We start from the raw sequence: 19,428 nt of genomic DNA, 5'->3' as shown, positions 1-19,428 counted from the left end.
AGAAGTATCATGGAAATTTTGAAAACTAAGTAACGAAAGTTTGATGATAAACTTCTAATTATCCAATATTTATATTGACCTTTTAATTATTTTGGCTAATAATGTATATAGAATTATTATTGTTATAAATCATTTTTTACAAGGGGGATAAATATGCTGAATTGGAAGAGAACGAAATCAAGCTCTATTGATATTATCGACGAAAACAATACAAAGTATGACAACGATAAACATCCCACATCTCAAAATAAACTAGCACTTTTGAAACACAACCAAAAATGTATTGTAAATAAATTAAATAACAAAATTGATGAAACTGGTTTCGCCACAGAAAACTTAATTGGTATTACAGACAATATCAATCAATATGTAGTAGTACAGATGGATTCAATTGAAAAATTGGTAAATGAGATTACTAATTATTCTGCATTAGCTGAGGAGGTACTTGCGAGTACCGAAAATTCAAAACAAATATCAGAACAAACCATGGAAATAGCACAAGAAGGACGTAGGGCTGTAGATAACTCTATTAAAGCGATGACTGACATAGAACAATCTGTGGACGACGCAAAAACAGTTGTTATAGATCTTAACACAAAATCAGCACATATTAATGAAATGCTAAATATTATTAAAGATATCGCTAATCATACAAATCTCCTTTCTTTAAATGCATCTATTGAAGCCGCAAGGGCCGGGGAAGCGGGAAGAGGGTTTACAGTGGTTGCACAAGAAGTTAAGAAATTGGCAGAACGAAGTGTAGAATCTGCTGGATTTATTTCTAAGACAATAAATGAGATAAACGATAGTATAAAACATACTATTAATGCTATGGATAAGACAACTGTAAAAGTAAAAGAAGGAAGTGAAATAGCTAAGAACACTATGCAGGTTTTCCAAAACATTATAAAAGCAGTTCAAACTAGCACTAACGTAACAGCAGAGATAAACTTAGCGCTAGTAAATCAAACTCAAAATTTAGAGGATGTTATGAGCTCCACAGAAGAAATGAACCATACTTCAGTGAAATTATTATCAATTGTAGAATCAGCTTCTTTAAACACTCAATATACAAAAACATCTCTTAACATTTTAACAGAGGTTTCAGAAGATTTATTATACATATCTGATAAATTGATTAAGGAAGTTCCATCAGAGGCAAAAGAAGAAACAATTCTAAGGACCTGTTTATATGGTGCTCCGCTTGGATTTGATCCATGTCTTGCAATAGATCAAGAGAGTGGACAAGTAATCGTAAATGCTCATGCAGCCTTACTTACAATTGGTTCATCAGGTGATGTTTCTCCCGGAATAGCAAAAAGCTGGTATGTAGAAGAGGACCATCTAACTTGGGTCTTTAATTTAAGAAAAGGTGCAAGATTTCATAACGGGCGCGAAGTGACAGCCAGTGATATTAAATATACATATGAAAGAATTTTAAGCCCAAAATGTAAATCACCAAATAGTTGGTTTCTTGAAAATATAGAAGGTGCTACTCAGTATTTAAGAGGCAATGCTAAAGAAGTTATTGGAATAACAGTATTAGATAAATATAGACTGTCTTTAAAACTTACAGTTCCGTATACAGGGTTTTTACTTAATCTTGGACAATACTGTTGCTCTATTATTGCTAAAGAAGAAATAGAAAAAGGCGAGATCGTTGGCTGTGGTCCATTCATTATAGAAGAAATACGAACTGACGGTTGTACTCTAACAGCTTTTAAGGATTACTACGGTGGTGATCCCTATGCAGATAAAGTTCAAATTGAGTTTAATCCTAAAAATGCAGCAGAAAAATTTTTAAATAAGGATTATGATTTTATTACTGTAGATAATAAAAGTCTTATGGAAAGCCTTAAAAATTCTAAATCTTCAACTATTAAAATGAAAGATGTTATGGGAACTTACTATGTTGGTTTTAATTTAAAAAGCAATTCAGAGCTTGTTAAAGACCAGGATATAAGAAGAGCATTAAATCATTCTATTGATAGGAAAAGAATTATAAGCGAAATTTTAGGAGGAATGGCTATTGAATCAAGGGGACCTTTTCCGCCTAGCATAATAGATAATAATTATTTGCCTATTTTTGATTACAATCCTAGTATGCTAAAAAATCTTTTATCTAAAAAAGGAGTAGGCTCATCGCAAAAGCTTAAGCTACTTATAAGGGAAGGTGATAGTGACACTGTATTCAATAAGATTGCTCAATATGTTCTTGAAGATTTAAATAAAGTAGGGATAGACTGTATAGTTCAAAAGGTTCCTTCAGATAAATACTTTGAAAATATAACTAACAGTGATTTGTTTATAAGTAGATGGATTGCGGATACTGGCGACCCTGATAATTTTCTTCAACCTAATTTTAATGTGACAAATTATACTGATTTTACTGGATATAATAATGAGGCTGTTTTAGAAATGATGAATACTGCTAAAGAAATATTAAATCCACTTAAGCGTATTAATAAGTACCAAGAAATTCAAAAGAAAATTGTTGACGAATATCCATGGATTTCTCTATATCATCCTCAAGTTGCAATAGCTACTAATACTGGTGTATTTGGTGCAAGGCTAAATCCTTTAGGAATGGTAAGATTTGAAGATATTGTTAAAGAATAATATGCAGCTACATTCCCATAACAAAAGAGAGAATTATCTAAACTTTTTTAGATATTCTCTCTTTTGTACTATATAATGTTTATTATATAGAATGCCTTTTGCCAATACCTTATTTTACAAGCTGATTTCTGTCTTCCATTTGAGGTGGTTCTTCCATCCATTTATGTTCAATCATTAATTTTCCACCTTTTTTTTGCAAAACCAAATGCGTCCGTAGCCATAATTGCAAGCTTAGCATGTAAATCAATTGTATTTAATGAGCGTTTATCAGATAAAAAATTAGCTCTACTCATGTAATTTTTATCTTCAATAATTTCTACTTGTTTTGGCATGGCTAGATATGGTGGCTTTGCAAGCACTCCTTTTCCTAATAGATAGTTTGTTGTCATAACATAAAATTTATCCGCAATATTATAGTTAAGCTTTAATATATCATGAACATCTTTCATATATGAAATAGCTGAAAATATAGCAGAATGACCAAAATTTAATTTCATCATTTGGCGCAGAAACATTATATTAAAAATGTCATCAAATAGAGGAGGTGATTCCCTTATAATATCTCGTTCATCAAATCCTATTGGAATAACTGCTTTTTCATTATTAAATACATTTACAATTTTATGTTTTACTGAGAGCATTAAAGAAAGTTATTTAGTACTTAAGAACCACATGCATTTATGCGTGGGAGTTTCAGTAAAGGGTTAACTATAAATCTTCACTTAGGGGGGTATTTATATAAAAATTTCATAAATCGACTTATATTTTAATTCATGTCTTTTGATATGTAAATAAATGTCGCATTATCAATAATGAAAGTTATATATATATACCATCAGATGTGATAATATGTGAAATAATGCATATTATGAATTTATTTTGTAATGTGCTTATTAATAACGAAGAAAACCATGCGATATTATATAAAAACATTGGGGGGATATATTATGGGGTGTACTTTTAATGAAGGAATTATACAACCATGTCTTCGTTCAAGTGATAGCATTATATCAGAGGTCAATAAAGAATTCATTGATTTTACAAGATTTTCTATTGATGAATTGACAGGAAAATCACTCGTGGAAATAGGAGAGATGCTAAGAATTAATTCGCAAATACACCTTTCTAACATCAACAATAAGTATTCAGCATATATATTCACAAAGTCTCTTGAAGCTAGAGAAGTGGATATAGTAATTTCTCATGTCCCGGATACTAATGAAAAAGTATATTCTTTTATTGAAAAATTCAAATCCAGGCTTGACGACAAGCTCGCTTTTGTAGAACAAACATTTAACGATAACATAATTGGTTCTGCTGTTTTCAGTGTGCCAGATTTAATAATGCTTAGAGCAAATCAATTGTATCTTGATTTTATGGATTCGCCTTTTAATATAGAGGGAAATAGTATAGGTAAGCCAATTAGAGAAATTGTAACAGGATATGTCGGAAGTGAGGCTGAAGATAATTGGAGAAACGTTCTTGAATCACAAAAGACCAGTTATATAAAAGAATTCAGATGTGATAATTTTCAGAGAGGTGTAACTTATTGGAATTCAACTCAAACACCTATCTTTGAAAACGGAAAGATGCGATATATATATGAAACTTCTACAGAAATTACTGAAATGGTTCTTGGTAGAATTAATAATCAAAAGGAACAGTTGAGAAAAAAGCAACAATTATTGCAACGAAATACACAACTAAGTAATATAATTGAAAATTTATCTGATGGAATAATAATTGCTGATAATAAAGGTAAATATATGCTAACAAACTCAGAGGCAAGGAGATTATTATATAAACCTGATGAATTAAATGCTTTAGGTCAAGTTCCTAACAACAGTAAATACTTTGATATGCAAGGCAAGGAAATACCACATAATAATATGCCTGGAATCAGAGCATTAAAAGGTGAAAGAGTAAAAAATTGTAAGATATTTATAAGAAGTCTTGATAAAGAGTTTTTTATGGATGCAAGCGCAATCCCGATTTATGATGATAATAATGACTTAACTATGATAGTATCATCTTTTCATGATATAACTGACACAATAGAACAATCTAAAAAAATTCAAGAGCAAAAGGAACAACTTGAGGCAATCATTGAAAATATGCCTGATGCTTTAGCATTTTACAATAAAGAAGGTCAGGTTATATTATTAAATGCTGAGGCACGTAAACTACACCCTAAAATAGATACTGGAAAATCAGTAGCAGAAGTTCATGATGGATACCAATATTTTGATTTAGACAATAACATCCTACTCCCTGAGAATCTTCCAACAAGACGAGTCTTTAGGGGCGAAAGAGCAAGGAATGAAAGAATAATCCTTAAACAATCCGATATAATTAAGATTATAGAGATTAATGCTACCCCTGTTTTTAATAAACGACATAATTTAGTTTCTGCTGTAGTATCTCATCGAGATATTACAGAGATGGTAAGAAATGAACAAGAAATTAAAGCTCAACAAGAGAAATTAGTGATTGCTGAGAGAGATAAAAATGAAGCACTTGAAAAAGTAATTCAAATGCAGGAAGAATTTTTTGCTAACATATCTCATGAACTTAAAACTCCACTAAATGTTATATTTGCTACCTCACAATTACTTAATATGTATTGCAATGATGGTTCATTTTACAGTAAAAAGGATTCAGTTGTTAAGTACATTGAATCAATAAAGCAAAATTCCTATAGATTATCTAAACTTATCAATAATATAGTTGATTTATCTAAAATTGAAGCAGGATTTTTTGACATTAACTTATCAAATAACAATGTAGTCGATGTTGTAGAAGAGATAGTGATGTCAATAACTAATTATACTAGAATTAAAGGCTTAAATATTGTTTTTGATACTGATACAGAAGAAAAAATTATTGCTTGTGACCCAGAAAAGATAGAGAGAATAGTATTAAATCTTATATCAAATGCGATAAAGTTCTCAGATGAAGGTGATGAAATATTTGTATCTATCAAGAATAAGTGTGAATTTGTTGAAATATCAGTAAAAGATAATGGTATTGGTATTGAAGATAAATACTTAGCTATGATATTTGATAGATTTAAACAGGTGGATAAATCCCTATCAAGAAATGCAGAAGGTACTGGCATCGGATTAAGTATAGTTAAGTCAATTGTAGAATTACATGGTGGAAGCATATACGTTGAAAGTGAATTAGGCAACGGGAGTAGATTTACTGTTGTATTACCTACCAAAAGAGTAATACATGAAAATATGTTGCAAAATAATAAAATGGAAAATAAGGCTGAGAGTATTCAAATAGAACTTTCAGATATTTGCTAATAATTTTTATAAATTGTCTTATAATTTGTATTAATAACCTACTATGTCAAACCTGAGTTAGTAGGCATTGATAAGATATGGTAAAATAACCAATAAGTGATTGGGGGTAATGAAGTTGGAATGTCCATACTGCAAAGAAAAGATGAAAGTAGGCTTTATTGATGGTGGAAGGTACTCATTTAAATGGCACGACGCAAATGCGGGGCTAAAAGAGAAATACACTGTTTTCGGTGGGGAAGTGTTAAGTTGCAGTAGAATAGTTAAGTGTTTTAGGTGTACAAAGTGTCATAAAATAATTATTGATTTATACGACTGCAAATTATAAGCATAAGTTTCGCAATCATCTTATATGATGTAGCATCCCATTTACAAATTTATGGCACATATGAAGAAGTAATAAGGTTATGTTACGTCTTTATTTTCTGTGCTTAAAGGACTTAAAACAGTCACCTTGGGTATAATACCATTAATACATATTTGATAGGAGTTGTTGTAGCTATGACTAAATTCGATACTATTAATCAAAACAGAATACCAAACAAACTAATTAATGAAAAGAGTCCATACCTTCTGCAACATGCATATAACCCAGTAAATTGGAATCCTTGGGGAGAAGAAGCCTTTGCACAGGCAAAAGCAGAAGATAAGCCAATATTCCTTTCAATCGGCTATTCTACGTGCCATTGGTGTCATGTCATGGAGAAGGAATCCTTTGAAAATGAAGCTGTAGCAGCTATTTTAAACAAGTATTTTGTTGCTATAAAGGTGGATCGTGAAGAACGGCCAGATATAGATAGTATTTATATGACGGTATGCCAAGCCTTAACAGGAAGTGGCGGATGGCCCTTAACGATTTTTATGACCCCAGATAAACAACCATTCTATGCAGGTACATATTTCCCTGTAGAAAGTAAATATGGAATGCCAGGGATAATGGATGTGCTAAATTCTATTGCAGAGCAGTGGAATGATAAAAGAGAGGATATTGTAAAATCTAGTGAAACAATAGTAGAGCATATAAAAGGAATGAATACTAGGGTTAATAGGGAGCAAATGGGTGAAGAAGAGATACATAATGCATATAATAGCTTCAAAAGTGTATTCGATATGAATTACGGAGGGTTTGGTTCTTCTCCAAAATTTCCTTCACCACATAATTTGAAATTTTTATTAAGATATTGGAAAAACTATAAAGAGCCTAAAGCCTTAGAAATAGTAGAAAAAACACTGGAAGCAATGCACGCGGGTGGGATTTTTGATCATATTGGCTTTGGTTTTTCAAGGTACTCCACAGATGAGAAATGGTTAGTACCTCACTTTGAGAAAATGTTATATGATAATGCACTTTTATCTGCTGTATATGTGGAGGCATTTGAAGCTACAGGCAATGTATTCTACAAAGAAGTTGCTGAGAAAATATTTACTTATATAGCAAGGGATATGACCTCACCAGAAGGAGCTTTTTATTCCGCGGAAGATGCAGATAGTGAAGGTGAAGAAGGTAAATTTTATTTGCTAACATTAAAAGAAGTGGCCTTAGTTTTAGGTGAACAATTTTATAAAACCTATTGTGAGCATTACAACATAACTGGAAAAGGAAATTTTGAAGGTAGGAATATCCCCAATCTAATAGGTATGGATAGTAGTTCTAAAAATGAAGATTTGCAAGAAAAACTAGAAAAAATGAGACAAAGACTTTTTGAGTATAGAGAGCGAAGAATTCACCCTTACAAGGATGATAAGGTATTAACCTCATGGAATGGACTTATGATTGCGGCACTCGCTTATGGAGGAAGGATTTTTGATAATAGTAGCTATATTCAGCAGGCAGAAAAGGCTATGGATTTTATCTTAAGTAACATGATTAATGAAAAAGGAAGATTGATGGCCAGATACAGGGAAGGTGAAATAGCACACTTAGGTTATTTAGAGGATTATGCGTTTACAGTTCATGCTCTAATTGAACTATATGAAACAACTTTTAATGTAAAATATTTAAGTAAAGCATTAGAACTTAATGAAGATATGCTTAAGCTGTTTAAAGATGAAGATCAAGGTGGATTGTTTTTATATGGAATTGATGGAGAGAAGCTAATAGTGAGGCCTAAAGATATATACGATGGTGCAGTGCCTTCAGGTAACTCAGTGGCTACTTTGAATATGTTAAGACTTGCTAGATTAACTGCTAATAGTGAATTAGAAAAAGAGGCATATGGTCAATTTGAAGTTTTTGCTTCAAAGGTTAAAACTATTGAAAGTGCTCATGCTTATTTTATGACTGCACTATTATATAGTATGGTACCAGGTAAGGACATTATAATTTCCGGACAAGAGGAAGATGAAGAAACTAAAGCTATGATTAAAGAAATTAATAGCACTTACCTACCTTTTGCTACAGTAGTGTTAAATACTGGTGATGAAAGTTTAAATTCTATAAATTCTGAAATAAAAACACATAAACCCTTGCAGGGGAAAACTACTGCTTATATTTGTGAGAATTTTAATTGTAAAGAGCCCATTATTGATTTACAAAAATTTTCACAGAATATTAGTTGACAACAATACATTAATGGTAATATAATATAGTGTATTATAAAGTAAATATATAATAAATAAATTCTGTGAAGAGGACAGTACTTTCTTATTATTCTTAAAGCGAGCAAGGGGATGGTGTAAGCCTTGTAAGGGATATGAAGTTAAATGGGTAACTATTTGACGAAATTAATTCATTAATTTTAGGAAAAGAACCTTGGAGAAGCTGCTTGAACTAGTTAGAAGAGACGACTTTTGACTCTTATAGGGTATGCCGCTAATAGCGTTAAAATATTGAGTGGACTTTATAGTCAACTAGAGTGGTACCGCGGAAATATAACCCGTCTCTTTATTTAGAGATGGGTTTTTTGTTATATTAAAATGTATAGGAGGCATAACAATTGATAATAGTTATGTACCTCAAACGTATATAGGAGGGATTTTTTATGGATTATAAAAAAATAGTGGCACAAAGAATTAAACAATTGGTGGATTTAGATATAGAAACAATAGAGAATTTAATAGAAATACCACCAAGACCTGAAATGGGAGAATTCGCTTTTCCTTGTTTTCAATTAGCAAAAATCATGAAAAAAGCACCTAATGCAATAGCTAATGACTTAAAAGAAAAAATTGAGAACGAAGGTTTTGAGAAAATAGAATGTTACGGTCCTTACGTAAACTTCTTTTTAGACAAAGGAGTATTTATTAAAAATACTGTAGAAAAGATATTAAAAGATGGAGACAACTATGGTTCTTCTAAAATGGGTGAAGGTAAGAATATAGTAGTAGAGTATTCATCACCTAATATAGCAAAGCCATTTCATGTAGGACATCTTTTCACTACAGTTATCGGTAGCTCTTTATATAAGATACTTTCTTTTGAAGGATACAATTGTACTGGCATCAATCATCTTGGTGATTGGGGAACACAATTTGGTAAGCTTATCTATGCTTATAAAAACTGGGTAGATGAGGAAACCCTATTAAAAGATCCTATTAAAGAATTATTAAGAATTTATGTTAAATTCCATGAAGAGGCTGAAATTGACCCAGCACTCAATGAAGAAGCAAAAATGTATTTCAAAAGACTAGAAGACGGCTGCGCAGAGGAAGTTGCACTTTGGACTAAATTTAGAGACTTAAGCCTAGTGGAGTTTAAGAAGCTTTATGAAACACTAAATGTTAAATTTGATTCTTATGCGGGCGAAAGTTTTTATTGTGACAAAATGAAAGATGTGATTGAAGATATAGATGCAAAGGGCTTACTTGTAGAAAGCAATGGAGCTAAGGTTGTAATGCTAGATGAGTACAACATACCACCTTGCATAATTAAAAAATCAGATGGAGCTACAATTTATGCAACTCGTGATTTAGCTGCAGCAACTTATAGAAAGAAGACTTATGATTTTTATAAAAACATTTACGTAGTTGGAAAAGATCAAGCTCTTCATTTTAAGCAAGTATTTACTACCCTAAAACTAATGGGCAATAAGTGGGCAGATGATTGCGTGCATGTACCTTTTGGTACAGTAAGATTTGCAGATAAAAAATTATCTACAAGAAAAGGTGATGTTATTTTCTTAGATGAGTTATTAAGTGAAGCGGTGGCGAAAACTCTTGAAATAATAAATGAAAAAAATCCTGAACTGGAGAATAAAGAAGATGTAGCTAAAAAAGTGGGAATAGGAGCAATTATATTTACTTATTTAAAAAATCATAGAGAAAGAGATATTGTGTTTAATTGGGAAGAAATGCTTAGTTTTGAGGGAGAAACAGGTCCTTATGTTCAATATACTTATGCAAGAGCAAAGAGTATATTAAGAAAAGTTGAAGAGAATAATAAGGGAGTTCAATCAAATGTAGAGCTTGATTACAATAAATTAGATTCTAAAGAAGAATTTGAGCTAGTAAAGCAGCTAGAAGGGTTCCAAAACTCAATTATGTATGCCATTGATAAATTAGAACCATCTATGGTTACAAGATACGTTATTGAGGTAGCTAAGGCTTTTAATAAATTCTATAATCAGCATAATATAGCTAATTTAGAAGATGAATCTAATAAAAATGCAAAAATAAAAATGGTTGAAGCTACTTGCCAAGTAATTAAGAATGCTTTAAACCTTATAGGTCTAGAAGTTGTAGATAGAATGTAAAATAAAGAGGTTAGTCACAAATAAAATAAACAATAATATTATGAGGTATTATTGTTTATTTGTACGTTTTCAAAGTGATTTGCAATAACATTGTTTTTAATGTATTATTATAATATAGAAAAATGTGAAATTTAAATAAAATTACTGAGCAAATTGAAATACATTTGTTGTAATATACTTTTCTTTTTTTATAGATTAGGGGGAACTATGTTTATCAAAGAATATGAAAATGAAGTTATTTTGCCTAGAGAGATTTTTAAGAAATATAAGATGGACACTATTGCGTACTTAGATATTGAAGCTACAGGGTTTGATATGGAGCGGGATAAGATAGTGTTAATATCCTTGGGATATTACTTAAAAGAAGATCAATTTAAAGTTGTTCAATATTTTGCGGAATCGCCTAGCGAAGAAGAGTGCATTTTGAAAGAACTTAAGAAATCTATGAAAAATTTTAAAAAATGGTGTTCTTATAATGGTACAGCATTTGATGAGCCTTTCGTAATTAGAAAGATGAATAGATATAATCTTGGATTTAGACTTCCTAGTGAACATGTTGATTTGTTTAGAATTATAAGACCATTTCATAAAAAGATGGGAATGAAGAATTGTAGTTTAAAATGTGTAGAGAAGTTTACTGGTATTAAAAGGCGAGATGAAATAAGTGGAGCCAAAAGTGTTGAAATATACAATGAATATTTAGTAAAACACGATGATAAATTAAAGCAAATTCTCATGCTTCACAATTATGAAGATGTCCTAAACTTGCCTAAAATTTTCAAGGTAATTAACATTATTGAAAATGATTTGGATTTAAAAAGGAAAGAAAAGATAGCTAAAAAACAAATGTCCCTTTTGAATAATAATGTACACACTAATCAGCCATTAAAAATATTGACTAGATAGCTATTGTAAAGCATAGTAGTTATATAAGTAAATAAAGAACTGAATAGCTATAAAAAACAGTCCCATGGTACATAAATAATGTGCCATGGGACTGTTTTTTATTATTAAATTTTATCATCCTTATTAATAGATGATTTTGTTTCACAAGCATGAGTACAACCTTTGCATCCGTTTCCACAACCACAGTCACCTTTTGCTTGTTTTTTTATATTTGAATACAATATATATCCAGCTGCAATAACAATCGCACCGACAATAATAAATTCCACTGGCAATCACCTCTTTATATTTTATACTAATATGTTTTAATTATCCTATTATTAGACTACCTACATTAAATATTATGAAGGAAACTACCCAAGCGAGTATTAATTGGTAGGCTACAGAAAAAATTGCCATTTTACTTCCATATTCCTTTTTCATAGTTGCTATTACCGATACACAAGGAGTGTAAAGTAATACAAAAGTTAAGAAACTATAAGCGGATAATGGAGAAAAATAAGAAGGTAAGATATGCGTTAAATTACCACCATATATAACACCCATGGTACCTACAACTACTTCTTTAGCCATAAGACCAGTTAAGAGTGATATTGAATTTTGCCATGAGGCAAATCCAAGTGGAATAAATATTGGGTTTATAAATCTCCCAATAACAGCTAGAAAACTAACGTTTATATCAACCATTCCAGTACTATTAAAATTTGATAAAAACCATACGATTACGGAAATTGAAAAGATTATAGTACCAGCTTTCTTTAAGAAGCCTTTACCTTTTTCCCATGTGTGTAATATTAAAGCTTTTGGCTCTGGAAATTTATATTCGGGTAATTCTATAATAAAAGGTTCCTCATCTTTTTTGAACATTGTATTTTTGAAGAGAATGCCAATTCCGAATGCTATACTAATACCCATTAAGTATAATGAAAATACCATGAGGGTTTCTTTTCCTGGAAAGAATACTGAGGCAAACAAGGCATAAACCGGAAGCCTAGCATTACAAGACATAAGTGGTACTAAAAGTGCAGTTAATCTTCTGTCTTTTTCACTCTCTAAAGTTCTAGCAGACATTATAGCTGGTACAGAACAACCAAAGCCAACAATCAAAGGAATAAAAGCTTTACCTGATAAGCCCATTTTTCTCATTAGCTTATCCATTATAAAGGCAGCTCTTGCCATGTAACCACTGTCTTCTAAAAAAGAAATACCTAGAAATAATGCCAATATGACTGGTAAGAATACTATTACGGAACCAACTCCGCCAATGATACCATCGATTAATAAAGAAGAAAACCAAGGACTGTTGCTCGCAAGTGCGTTACTTAAAAATGGAACAAAGAAATCATTTAGCAAACTATCTAGTAAATCAGCTAAAGGTTTTCCAACCCAACTGAAAGTAAACATAAAAATTAAAAATAAACTTCCGAAAAATAATGGATAAGCTATTATTCTATTAAGCACAATTTTATCTATTTTTTCTGAGGCAGAAACTTTATCACCGTGATTCTTATTCGTAATTGATTTTAGTAAAACTTCAATATAGGCATAAGTTTCTTTTTCATCTTTAAATTTTAGACTATTTGAAGTTGTGGAAATATAATCTTCCTTAAGGAGACAATCTCTTACTTGCGAAATTCCTTTGCCCTTTGAAGCTACTATAGGTATTACTCTTACCCCTAGTTTTTGAGATAAAAGATCATAATTAATATCGAATCCCTTAGCTATTGCAACATCTACCATATTTAATACTAAAATTATTGGTTTATTAAATTGCTTTAATTGCGTGGTAAGATATAAATTCCTATCAAGACTTGACGCATCAACAATATTTATAATTACATCAACATTACCAGTCTCTAAAAATTCCTTGGAAACTTTTTCTTCATTTGAATAAGTATCCATGGCATAAATACCGGGTAAGTCAACAATTTTAATTTTATTATCAATGAAGCCTTCTTTTTTTTCTACTGTTACTCCCGCCCAATTACCTACGTATTGGTTAGAACCTGTAAGTGCATTATATAGTGTCGTTTTACCAACATTAGGATTACCTAATAGTGCAGCAGTGATCATTCGAATCCTCCTTACTATGTCGCTTGTCTGATTTTAGTCGTTAATTGTATGTGGTTTGTCCCATTATTTAGTTCAAGATAATTTACCTATTATTTTATTCTAATAGTGGTATTGAGCATAGTGACTATGCCATTTTTACATTTATATTTTTAGCATCATTTTTTCTGATGGCTAAATTGAAACCACGTAAATTTATAATTATAGGATCTCCTAGAGGTGCTGTGGCTTTTAAAGTCACTTCAGTACCTTCTATGCAACCTAAAGCTAATAATCTTTTAGCAAACTTTTCATTACCGCAAACTGAATGAATTAGTGCTGTATCTCCTGGTTTTAAATCATATATGCTTATATCAATCACCCCTTATTGAAAATAATTCTCAATATCATTTTAACATCATTCTCTATTAGTGTCAATAAAATAACATGGAATATATAAAATTTTTTAAAATACTTTCAAATAATAGTAGAATTGTGATAACATATAAGTAGAGCAGAGTTTTAAATTAGAAATATGCAAATTTACGGTTTTGTTCTCTAATAACTTGGTATTGAAGTTAGTAAACTTAGTAGAAAAGAGTGATATTGTGATTACAAAACTTAGTAGTGTTAAGGTGGGAGAAATTTGCACAGAAGGGTCCCTTACCATAGACGGAAATAAACAACTATTTAAAGATGCATTGTTTTTTGATTTAGAACATTACATTTATAAGAAGCCTATATGTATTGGGGTTTTTGGATGTTGTGTTTATGATGAAATTACAAATGAACTAAAGGTTACTCAGTATATGGCAGAAAATAAAAAAGATGCTATAGAAATATTATCCTTAGCTAAAAATTATTTTGAAGAAATGAAAATTAAGTATAATAAAAAATACATAGTTACGTTTTCTGGAAACAATGATTTTACAGTGATAAACTATTTGTTAAAAGCACATAAAACGGATTTCATATTAGAAGGTTATTTTGGAGAAATAGATTTACAAAAATGTTATGAAAAAGCTGAAGGAAGTTGTATTGGGCTTAAGGCTCTGGAAAAAATATTCGATATTGATCGGGAAAGTGAATTAATTAGTGGCTCTAATTTAGCTAAAACCTTTGGAAAAATCGTAAAAGATGATGATTATATAAACAGAATGCCACAAGAAAAAAAAGATAAAATACTGTTATATAACCAGCAGGATGTTGTTAGTTTATTTTATATATATATAGATTGGTATAATAGAATAGAGCTAAAAAAAGAAGAAATCACAGCACAGTAGTAGCTGTGTTTTTTTATTCTCAAAGAAAATAAATACTTAACATAGCAATGAGGCATACTGTGACCCTTTCAGTAATAATTTAATAGAAGGTGTGTGAAAAAATATTGAAGGGGGGAAAGCTTGTGGAGAAAGTTAAGAGAAACATCGATGCGGCAATGCTAAGGATGAAAGCAGACTTGGTTTTGAAAAATGCAAATTTTATTAATGTATTTACTGCATCTATAGATCGAGGGGATATTGCTATAGTAGGTGATACTATCGTAGGGATTGGTGAATACAAGGGTGAAGAAGAAATTGATTGTACAGATTTATATGTGACACCGGGCTTTATTGATGCTCATGTGCACATAGAATCTTCCATGATTATGCCAGAGCAGTTTGCAAGGGTTGTAATTAAAAAAGGGGTAACTACAGTAATAGCGGATCCGCATGAAATAGCTAATGTAGAAGGAACTAATGGTATTGAATTTATGCTAAAAAATAGTGAGCCTGCACCTATAGATATCTTTTTTATGCTACCTTCTTGTGTTCCCGCCACACAGGTTGAGGATAGTGCTTGTGTTCTTAATGCTGAAGATTTGGTAAAATTAATAAATAATAATAGGGTATTGGGTCTTGGGGAAGTAATGAATGTTCCTGCAGTTATAAATGCAGACGAAAATATATTAAAAAAAATAGATATAGCTAGGTATAAACATATCGATGGACACTGTCCTATCATTACGCAGAGAGAATTAAACGCATACTTAAGTTGCGGTGTAAGAACAGATCATGAAAGTACTAATGTTAAGGATGCCACACTTAAAGTTAGTAGGGGGATGTATATTATGCTAAGGGAAGGCTCTGCGGCAAGAAATTTAAAGGACATACTTCCGGCTGTTAACAATCATAATTTTGGAAGATTTTTATTTTGCACAGATGATAGGCATATAGACGATTTATTAGAAGTTGGTTCTATAGATAATTGTATTAGAATTTCTATAAAACAGGGGCTTAATCCTATAAAAGCATATATAATGGCCTCATTTAATGCAGCTCAGTGTTATGATTTAAAGGATAGAGGAGCAATAGCACCAGGGTATAAAGCAGATTTAGTGCTATTTGAAGATTTAAAAGGCTTAAACATAAAGAAAATTATAAAAAATGGTAAAGAGTATACAGAATTACAAAGTAAAAAATATTTAAACTTAAAAATAAATTCTTCTATGCATATGGATTTCGTAAACAGTGAAATTTTCAAAGTCCAAAGTGGGACTGAAAATATAAATGTTATAAAATTAATCCCAAATTCCCTGGAAACTAAGCTAGTGCAGAGAAAAGTAGAAAATGAACTTGGATATATAAAGAAAACTATTGAAAAAGATATATTAAAAGTAGCAGTTTTTGAAAGACATCATAATACAGGTAAGCACTTTGTTGGTTTTATAGAAGGATTAGGCTTAAAACATTGCGCTATTGCACAAACTATAGCTCATGATTCTCATAATATTATTGTGGTAGGGGACAATGATAAGGATATGGAGGTGGCAGTTAATACTCTTGTCTCTACTGGTGGTGGTATAGCTATGGTGTCAGAGGGAAAGGTGATTGCTCAATTAAATTTGCCGATTGCAGGAATAATGACTTTTGAATCCCCTTATATGGTGGCAGAAAACCTGAAGAGGCTCAATAGAATGGCTAGAAGTTTTGGAGTACGGGATGAATATGATCCTTTTATAAGTTTATCTTTTATGGCACTTCCAGTAATACCTGAAGTTAAAATCACTACTAGAGGATTGTTTCATTATAAAAAATTCGCTTTTATAGAACTTATGTCAAATAACGAAAAAAATATAAATTTGAAAGAATAGCTGATATTATTAAATTCAAAAATAGATAGTCTAATCCATTTTATTTGGAGAGGACTATTTGTTTTTTTTGCTCAACAATAATTTTTATTAACAATATAAAATTTTTTTAAAATTTGGAAATTTAATGGTATATCTTCTAATTCTTCTGGCAATATTCTTAGTGGAAGTAATATTTACCTAAAATTTTGAACTGTGGAACTCAATTTATGAAAATGTTATTAGCTTCCAAAAGAAGTTTAAATAAAAAAAACAAAAGAGCAGGAGGAATTATGAACTATGAAAAATGTTAAAAAGAAAAAAGGATTTACCCTGATTGAGCTTATAATTGTAATTTCAATTATTGCAGTATTGGCTGCTATTGCAGTACCTAAGTATGGAGAGATTCAAAAGGATGCTAAAATAAAAGCTGATATTGCTAGTGCAAAGGTTATTGCTGATGCAACGGTAGCACTTATTGCTCAAGAAAAAATTACTAAAAGCGCCTATACATCGGCAGCTGTTTTAGGTGACGATATAAAGGGTTATCTTCAAACAGTACCTGTTACTAAGGCTGTTAAGGATGGTGTATTCAAAGTTCAAATCGATGCTAGTGACAATGTTGTGGTTACAGTTCTTAGCACTAATCCGGCTGGTACTTTTACATTGTATCCAACAACAACACCATTGGTTTATCCTACACCACCAGTAGCACCAGTAGCACCAGTAGCACCAGTAACTAATTAAACTTATTTTGTGTCAGATTGACCTGTCCAAAGTTTTACGACTTTGGACATTAAATTATTTCATTATTATAAAACAATACTAAACATTATTTTAAGATGTAAAATTATAACGATTTATGCAAAATAATGTTGTGCTAAGCTTAAAATAGTTATAAAATAATAATGGTTAGTTTAGCAGGTATATTCGCACACCATTAATGTTTCTATCCAAAATACCCTGCATAATTAGACTAAATAATATTAGATGAGGTGTTTCAATGAAAAGCATTTTCCCAATAACTATTTTTATTTTAGGACTATTAATAGGAAGCTTTTTAAATGTATGTATTTACAGAATTCCAAGAGGAGAAAGTATAGCATATCCAGCCTCTCATTGTACTTCTTGTGGAAATGATATTAAGTTTTATGATCTTATACCAGTAATTAGCTGGATTTTTTTAAGAGGTAAATGCAGAAACTGTAAGGAAAAGATATCTATTAGGTATGCATTGGTAGAATCAGTTACGGCTATACTTTTTTTATTAACCTATTTTCAATATGGGATGAGTATTTATCTCTTAAAGTATTTAATATTTATACCCTTTTTAATTGTTATAGCTATGATAGATTATGATACTATGGAAGTATATACTGCAACTACTTGGCTTGCAATAGCTGCAGGTATTATTTTACTAGGAGCATATTTTTACCTGGGAGAACCAATTGCTACATATATTTATGGCGCACTATTAGGTGCAGGTACTATAGCCACAATCATTTTATTATCAAAACTTATTATTGGAACCGAGGGTATGGGCTGGGGTGATGCAGAGATTTGTGGACTTTGTGGTCTGTTTCTAGGTTTTAAATTAACACTCTTGATGCTGTTCTTTTCTTTTATAATTGGCGGAATTATTGGTGTTTATTTATTAATGTTTAGAAAGAAAAATGGTAGGTCCGAAATGCCTTTTGGCCCATCTATAATAATGTCATCACTATTAATGATGATTTGGGGCGATAGAATTTTAAATTGGTACTTAAATACATTGAACTAAGCAGTATAAATTTTTATGAAATATATATAGGTCTAAACATAAGGACTTTAACGGAAACGTGAGCATAACTTGAATAGTTTCAATAATCCGTAAGCTATCTGGAATGGTCCTATTTGGCTATTGTCAGGAGTCGGTGTATAATGAGACATAACTGTATTGTTATGAAGGGTTGATAATATGCAAAATGTATTGCAGAACATGAATAGTAAATGGAAGGAAAAAACCATGAAGGCTAAAAAAAATGATTATCTTCAAAAAATTTACGAGAAAAATTCTAGTACAGGAAATTACGTTATACAAGTAGCTTTAGACAAGTATAATGACATATTTAATGATTGGGATCATGCTCCTTTTAAAAAAAGAGACATGGATCCGGATTTGGCAAATTTTCTTGAAAACTGTTTTGAAGAGATTCCCGCTAAACATGGAGTAGATATATGCTTTTACTTACCAAAAGAGGAAAAAGACGTAAACAGAGAAGAATTGCTAATTGCAGGTATAAAAACCTATTATTCTTTTTATTTACATCAAGAAATCAAAGTTTTAAATAATAATTATCGTAAACTGTTTCAATATTTACTCACATCACTTAGCCTGCTGGCAGTATCTGTTTTTTTGACTACAATAGTTGGTGACAATATAATTTTAGGAACAATACAACAGGGATTTAATATTGGTGGATGGGTATTTTTATGGGAAGTTATTTCAATGGTAGTTTTCAGAGGAAGAGAAGTTAGCTCTGAAATCAATAAATACCAAAGGTTTTTGAATTCATTAATTTATTTTAAATATGGTAACGAAAATCCACTATTTTAGTATGTGATATGTTCAGAAAAGTTCTATGAGATTTTTTTCGTAGGACTTTTTTTATTTTATAGTAAACAGCTTGCGGAAAATAATGTGGATAACTTTTTTATAGATGAGAGTTTATATAACATTTGGAAATTTTTATTTGCTAACAAATGT

Annotated in this window: 15 protein-coding genes; 11 read left to right on the top strand and 4 right to left on the bottom strand. The window is 30.9% G+C overall.

What is annotated here, in order from left to right:
- Nucleotides 1-153 precede the first annotated feature (153 nt).
- On the top strand, nucleotides 154-2,619 hold the full coding sequence (locus KPL51_RS07935) for an ABC transporter substrate-binding protein (protein WP_216159224.1): 2,466 nt from the start codon (nucleotides 154-156) through the stop codon (nucleotides 2,617-2,619).
- 167 nt (nucleotides 2,620-2,786) lie between these two features.
- On the opposite strand, the gene KPL51_RS07930 is transcribed toward KPL51_RS07935, so the two are convergent.
- Entirely contained in the window at nucleotides 2,787-3,260 is a 474-nt protein-coding gene (locus tag KPL51_RS07930; RefSeq protein ID WP_216159222.1) for a DUF3231 family protein, read from the bottom strand.
- A 306-nt stretch (nucleotides 3,261-3,566) separates the two neighbouring features.
- Here KPL51_RS07930 and KPL51_RS07925 point away from each other — a divergent pair, with 306 nt between their 5' ends.
- From KPL51_RS07925 to KPL51_RS07905, 5 genes are all read left to right on the top strand, one after another.
- Nucleotides 3,567-5,930 (top strand): PAS domain-containing sensor histidine kinase, encoded by a 2,364-nt coding sequence (locus KPL51_RS07925; protein WP_216159220.1) that lies wholly within the window; start codon nucleotides 3,567-3,569, stop codon nucleotides 5,928-5,930.
- A 109-nt stretch (nucleotides 5,931-6,039) separates the two neighbouring features.
- Complete coding sequence (locus KPL51_RS07920; protein WP_216159218.1) at nucleotides 6,040-6,255, top strand: PF20097 family protein; 216 nt, start codon at nucleotides 6,040-6,042, stop codon at nucleotides 6,253-6,255.
- Between the two features lie 173 nt (nucleotides 6,256-6,428).
- The gene (locus tag KPL51_RS07915) at nucleotides 6,429-8,486 is read left to right on the top strand and encodes a thioredoxin domain-containing protein (RefSeq protein WP_216159216.1); all 2,058 of its coding nucleotides are present in this window, start codon (nucleotides 6,429-6,431) and stop codon (nucleotides 8,484-8,486) included.
- Nucleotides 8,487-8,908: 422 nt separating this feature from the next.
- Complete coding sequence (gene argS / locus KPL51_RS07910; protein WP_216159214.1) at nucleotides 8,909-10,618, top strand: arginine--tRNA ligase; 1,710 nt, start codon at nucleotides 8,909-8,911, stop codon at nucleotides 10,616-10,618.
- Nucleotides 10,619-10,825: 207 nt separating this feature from the next.
- Nucleotides 10,826-11,524 (top strand): ribonuclease H-like domain-containing protein, encoded by a 699-nt coding sequence (locus tag KPL51_RS07905; RefSeq protein ID WP_216159212.1) that lies wholly within the window; start codon nucleotides 10,826-10,828, stop codon nucleotides 11,522-11,524.
- Between the two features lie 104 nt (nucleotides 11,525-11,628).
- Here KPL51_RS07905 and KPL51_RS07900 read toward each other — a convergent pair whose 3' ends face one another.
- From KPL51_RS07900 to KPL51_RS07890, 3 genes are all read right to left on the bottom strand, one after another.
- Nucleotides 11,629-11,793 (bottom strand): FeoB-associated Cys-rich membrane protein, encoded by a 165-nt coding sequence (locus KPL51_RS07900; protein ID WP_216159211.1) that lies wholly within the window; start codon nucleotides 11,791-11,793, stop codon nucleotides 11,629-11,631.
- Between the two features lie 40 nt (nucleotides 11,794-11,833).
- Nucleotides 11,834-13,597, bottom strand: coding sequence for a ferrous iron transport protein B (gene feoB / locus KPL51_RS07895; protein WP_216159209.1), 1,764 nt, complete (start codon nucleotides 13,595-13,597; stop codon nucleotides 11,834-11,836).
- A gap of 124 nt (nucleotides 13,598-13,721) precedes the next feature.
- On the bottom strand, nucleotides 13,722-13,946 hold the full coding sequence (locus KPL51_RS07890; protein WP_216159346.1) for a FeoA family protein: 225 nt from the start codon (nucleotides 13,944-13,946) through the stop codon (nucleotides 13,722-13,724).
- Between the two features lie 235 nt (nucleotides 13,947-14,181).
- Here KPL51_RS07890 and KPL51_RS07885 point away from each other — a divergent pair, with 235 nt between their 5' ends.
- From KPL51_RS07885 to KPL51_RS07865, 5 genes are all read left to right on the top strand, one after another.
- Nucleotides 14,182-14,856, top strand: coding sequence for a ribonuclease H-like domain-containing protein (locus tag KPL51_RS07885; RefSeq protein ID WP_216159207.1), 675 nt, complete (start codon nucleotides 14,182-14,184; stop codon nucleotides 14,854-14,856).
- Nucleotides 14,857-14,978: 122 nt separating this feature from the next.
- Complete coding sequence (ade, locus tag KPL51_RS07880; protein ID WP_224853975.1) at nucleotides 14,979-16,706, top strand: adenine deaminase; 1,728 nt, start codon at nucleotides 14,979-14,981, stop codon at nucleotides 16,704-16,706.
- A gap of 276 nt (nucleotides 16,707-16,982) precedes the next feature.
- Entirely contained in the window at nucleotides 16,983-17,429 is a 447-nt protein-coding gene (locus KPL51_RS23985) for a prepilin-type N-terminal cleavage/methylation domain-containing protein (RefSeq protein ID WP_216159205.1), read from the top strand.
- 256 nt (nucleotides 17,430-17,685) lie between these two features.
- On the top strand, nucleotides 17,686-18,462 hold the full coding sequence (locus KPL51_RS07870) for a prepilin peptidase (protein WP_216159203.1): 777 nt from the start codon (nucleotides 17,686-17,688) through the stop codon (nucleotides 18,460-18,462).
- A gap of 177 nt (nucleotides 18,463-18,639) precedes the next feature.
- Nucleotides 18,640-19,278 (top strand): hypothetical protein, encoded by a 639-nt coding sequence (locus KPL51_RS07865; protein WP_216159201.1) that lies wholly within the window; start codon nucleotides 18,640-18,642, stop codon nucleotides 19,276-19,278.
- The last annotated feature ends 150 nt before the right edge of the window (nucleotides 19,279-19,428 follow it).

This window comes from Clostridium bowmanii (assembly GCF_018861315.1).
Taxonomy (GTDB): domain Bacteria; phylum Bacillota; class Clostridia; order Clostridiales; family Clostridiaceae; genus Clostridium_AD; species Clostridium_AD bowmanii.
This window is presented reverse-complemented; position numbering and strand designations above follow the sequence as displayed.

Bases quoted from the DNA above. Each gene is read 5' to 3' on its own strand.
- KPL51_RS07905 (WP_216159212.1), top strand. From the start codon at position 10,826: ATGTTTATCAAAGAATATGAAAATGAAGTTATTTTGCCTAGAGAGATT.
- argS (WP_216159214.1), top strand. From the start codon at position 8,909: ATGGATTATAAAAAAATAGTGGCACAAAGAATTAAACAATTGGTGGAT.
- KPL51_RS07915 (WP_216159216.1), top strand. From the start codon at position 6,429: ATGACTAAATTCGATACTATTAATCAAAACAGAATACCAAACAAACTA.
- KPL51_RS07865 (WP_216159201.1), top strand. From the start codon at position 18,640: ATGCAAAATGTATTGCAGAACATGAATAGTAAATGGAAGGAAAAAACC.
- KPL51_RS07925 (WP_216159220.1), top strand. From the start codon at position 3,567: ATGGGGTGTACTTTTAATGAAGGAATTATACAACCATGTCTTCGTTCA.
- feoB (WP_216159209.1), bottom strand. From the start codon at position 13,597: ATGATCACTGCTGCACTATTAGGTAATCCTAATGTTGGTAAAACGACA.
- KPL51_RS07870 (WP_216159203.1), top strand. From the start codon at position 17,686: ATGAAAAGCATTTTCCCAATAACTATTTTTATTTTAGGACTATTAATA.
- KPL51_RS07935 (WP_216159224.1), top strand. From the start codon at position 154: ATGCTGAATTGGAAGAGAACGAAATCAAGCTCTATTGATATTATCGAC.
- KPL51_RS23985 (WP_216159205.1), top strand. From the start codon at position 16,983: ATGAAAAATGTTAAAAAGAAAAAAGGATTTACCCTGATTGAGCTTATA.
- KPL51_RS07920 (WP_216159218.1), top strand. From the start codon at position 6,040: ATGAAGTTGGAATGTCCATACTGCAAAGAAAAGATGAAAGTAGGCTTT.
- KPL51_RS07930 (WP_216159222.1), bottom strand. From the start codon at position 3,260: ATGCTCTCAGTAAAACATAAAATTGTAAATGTATTTAATAATGAAAAA.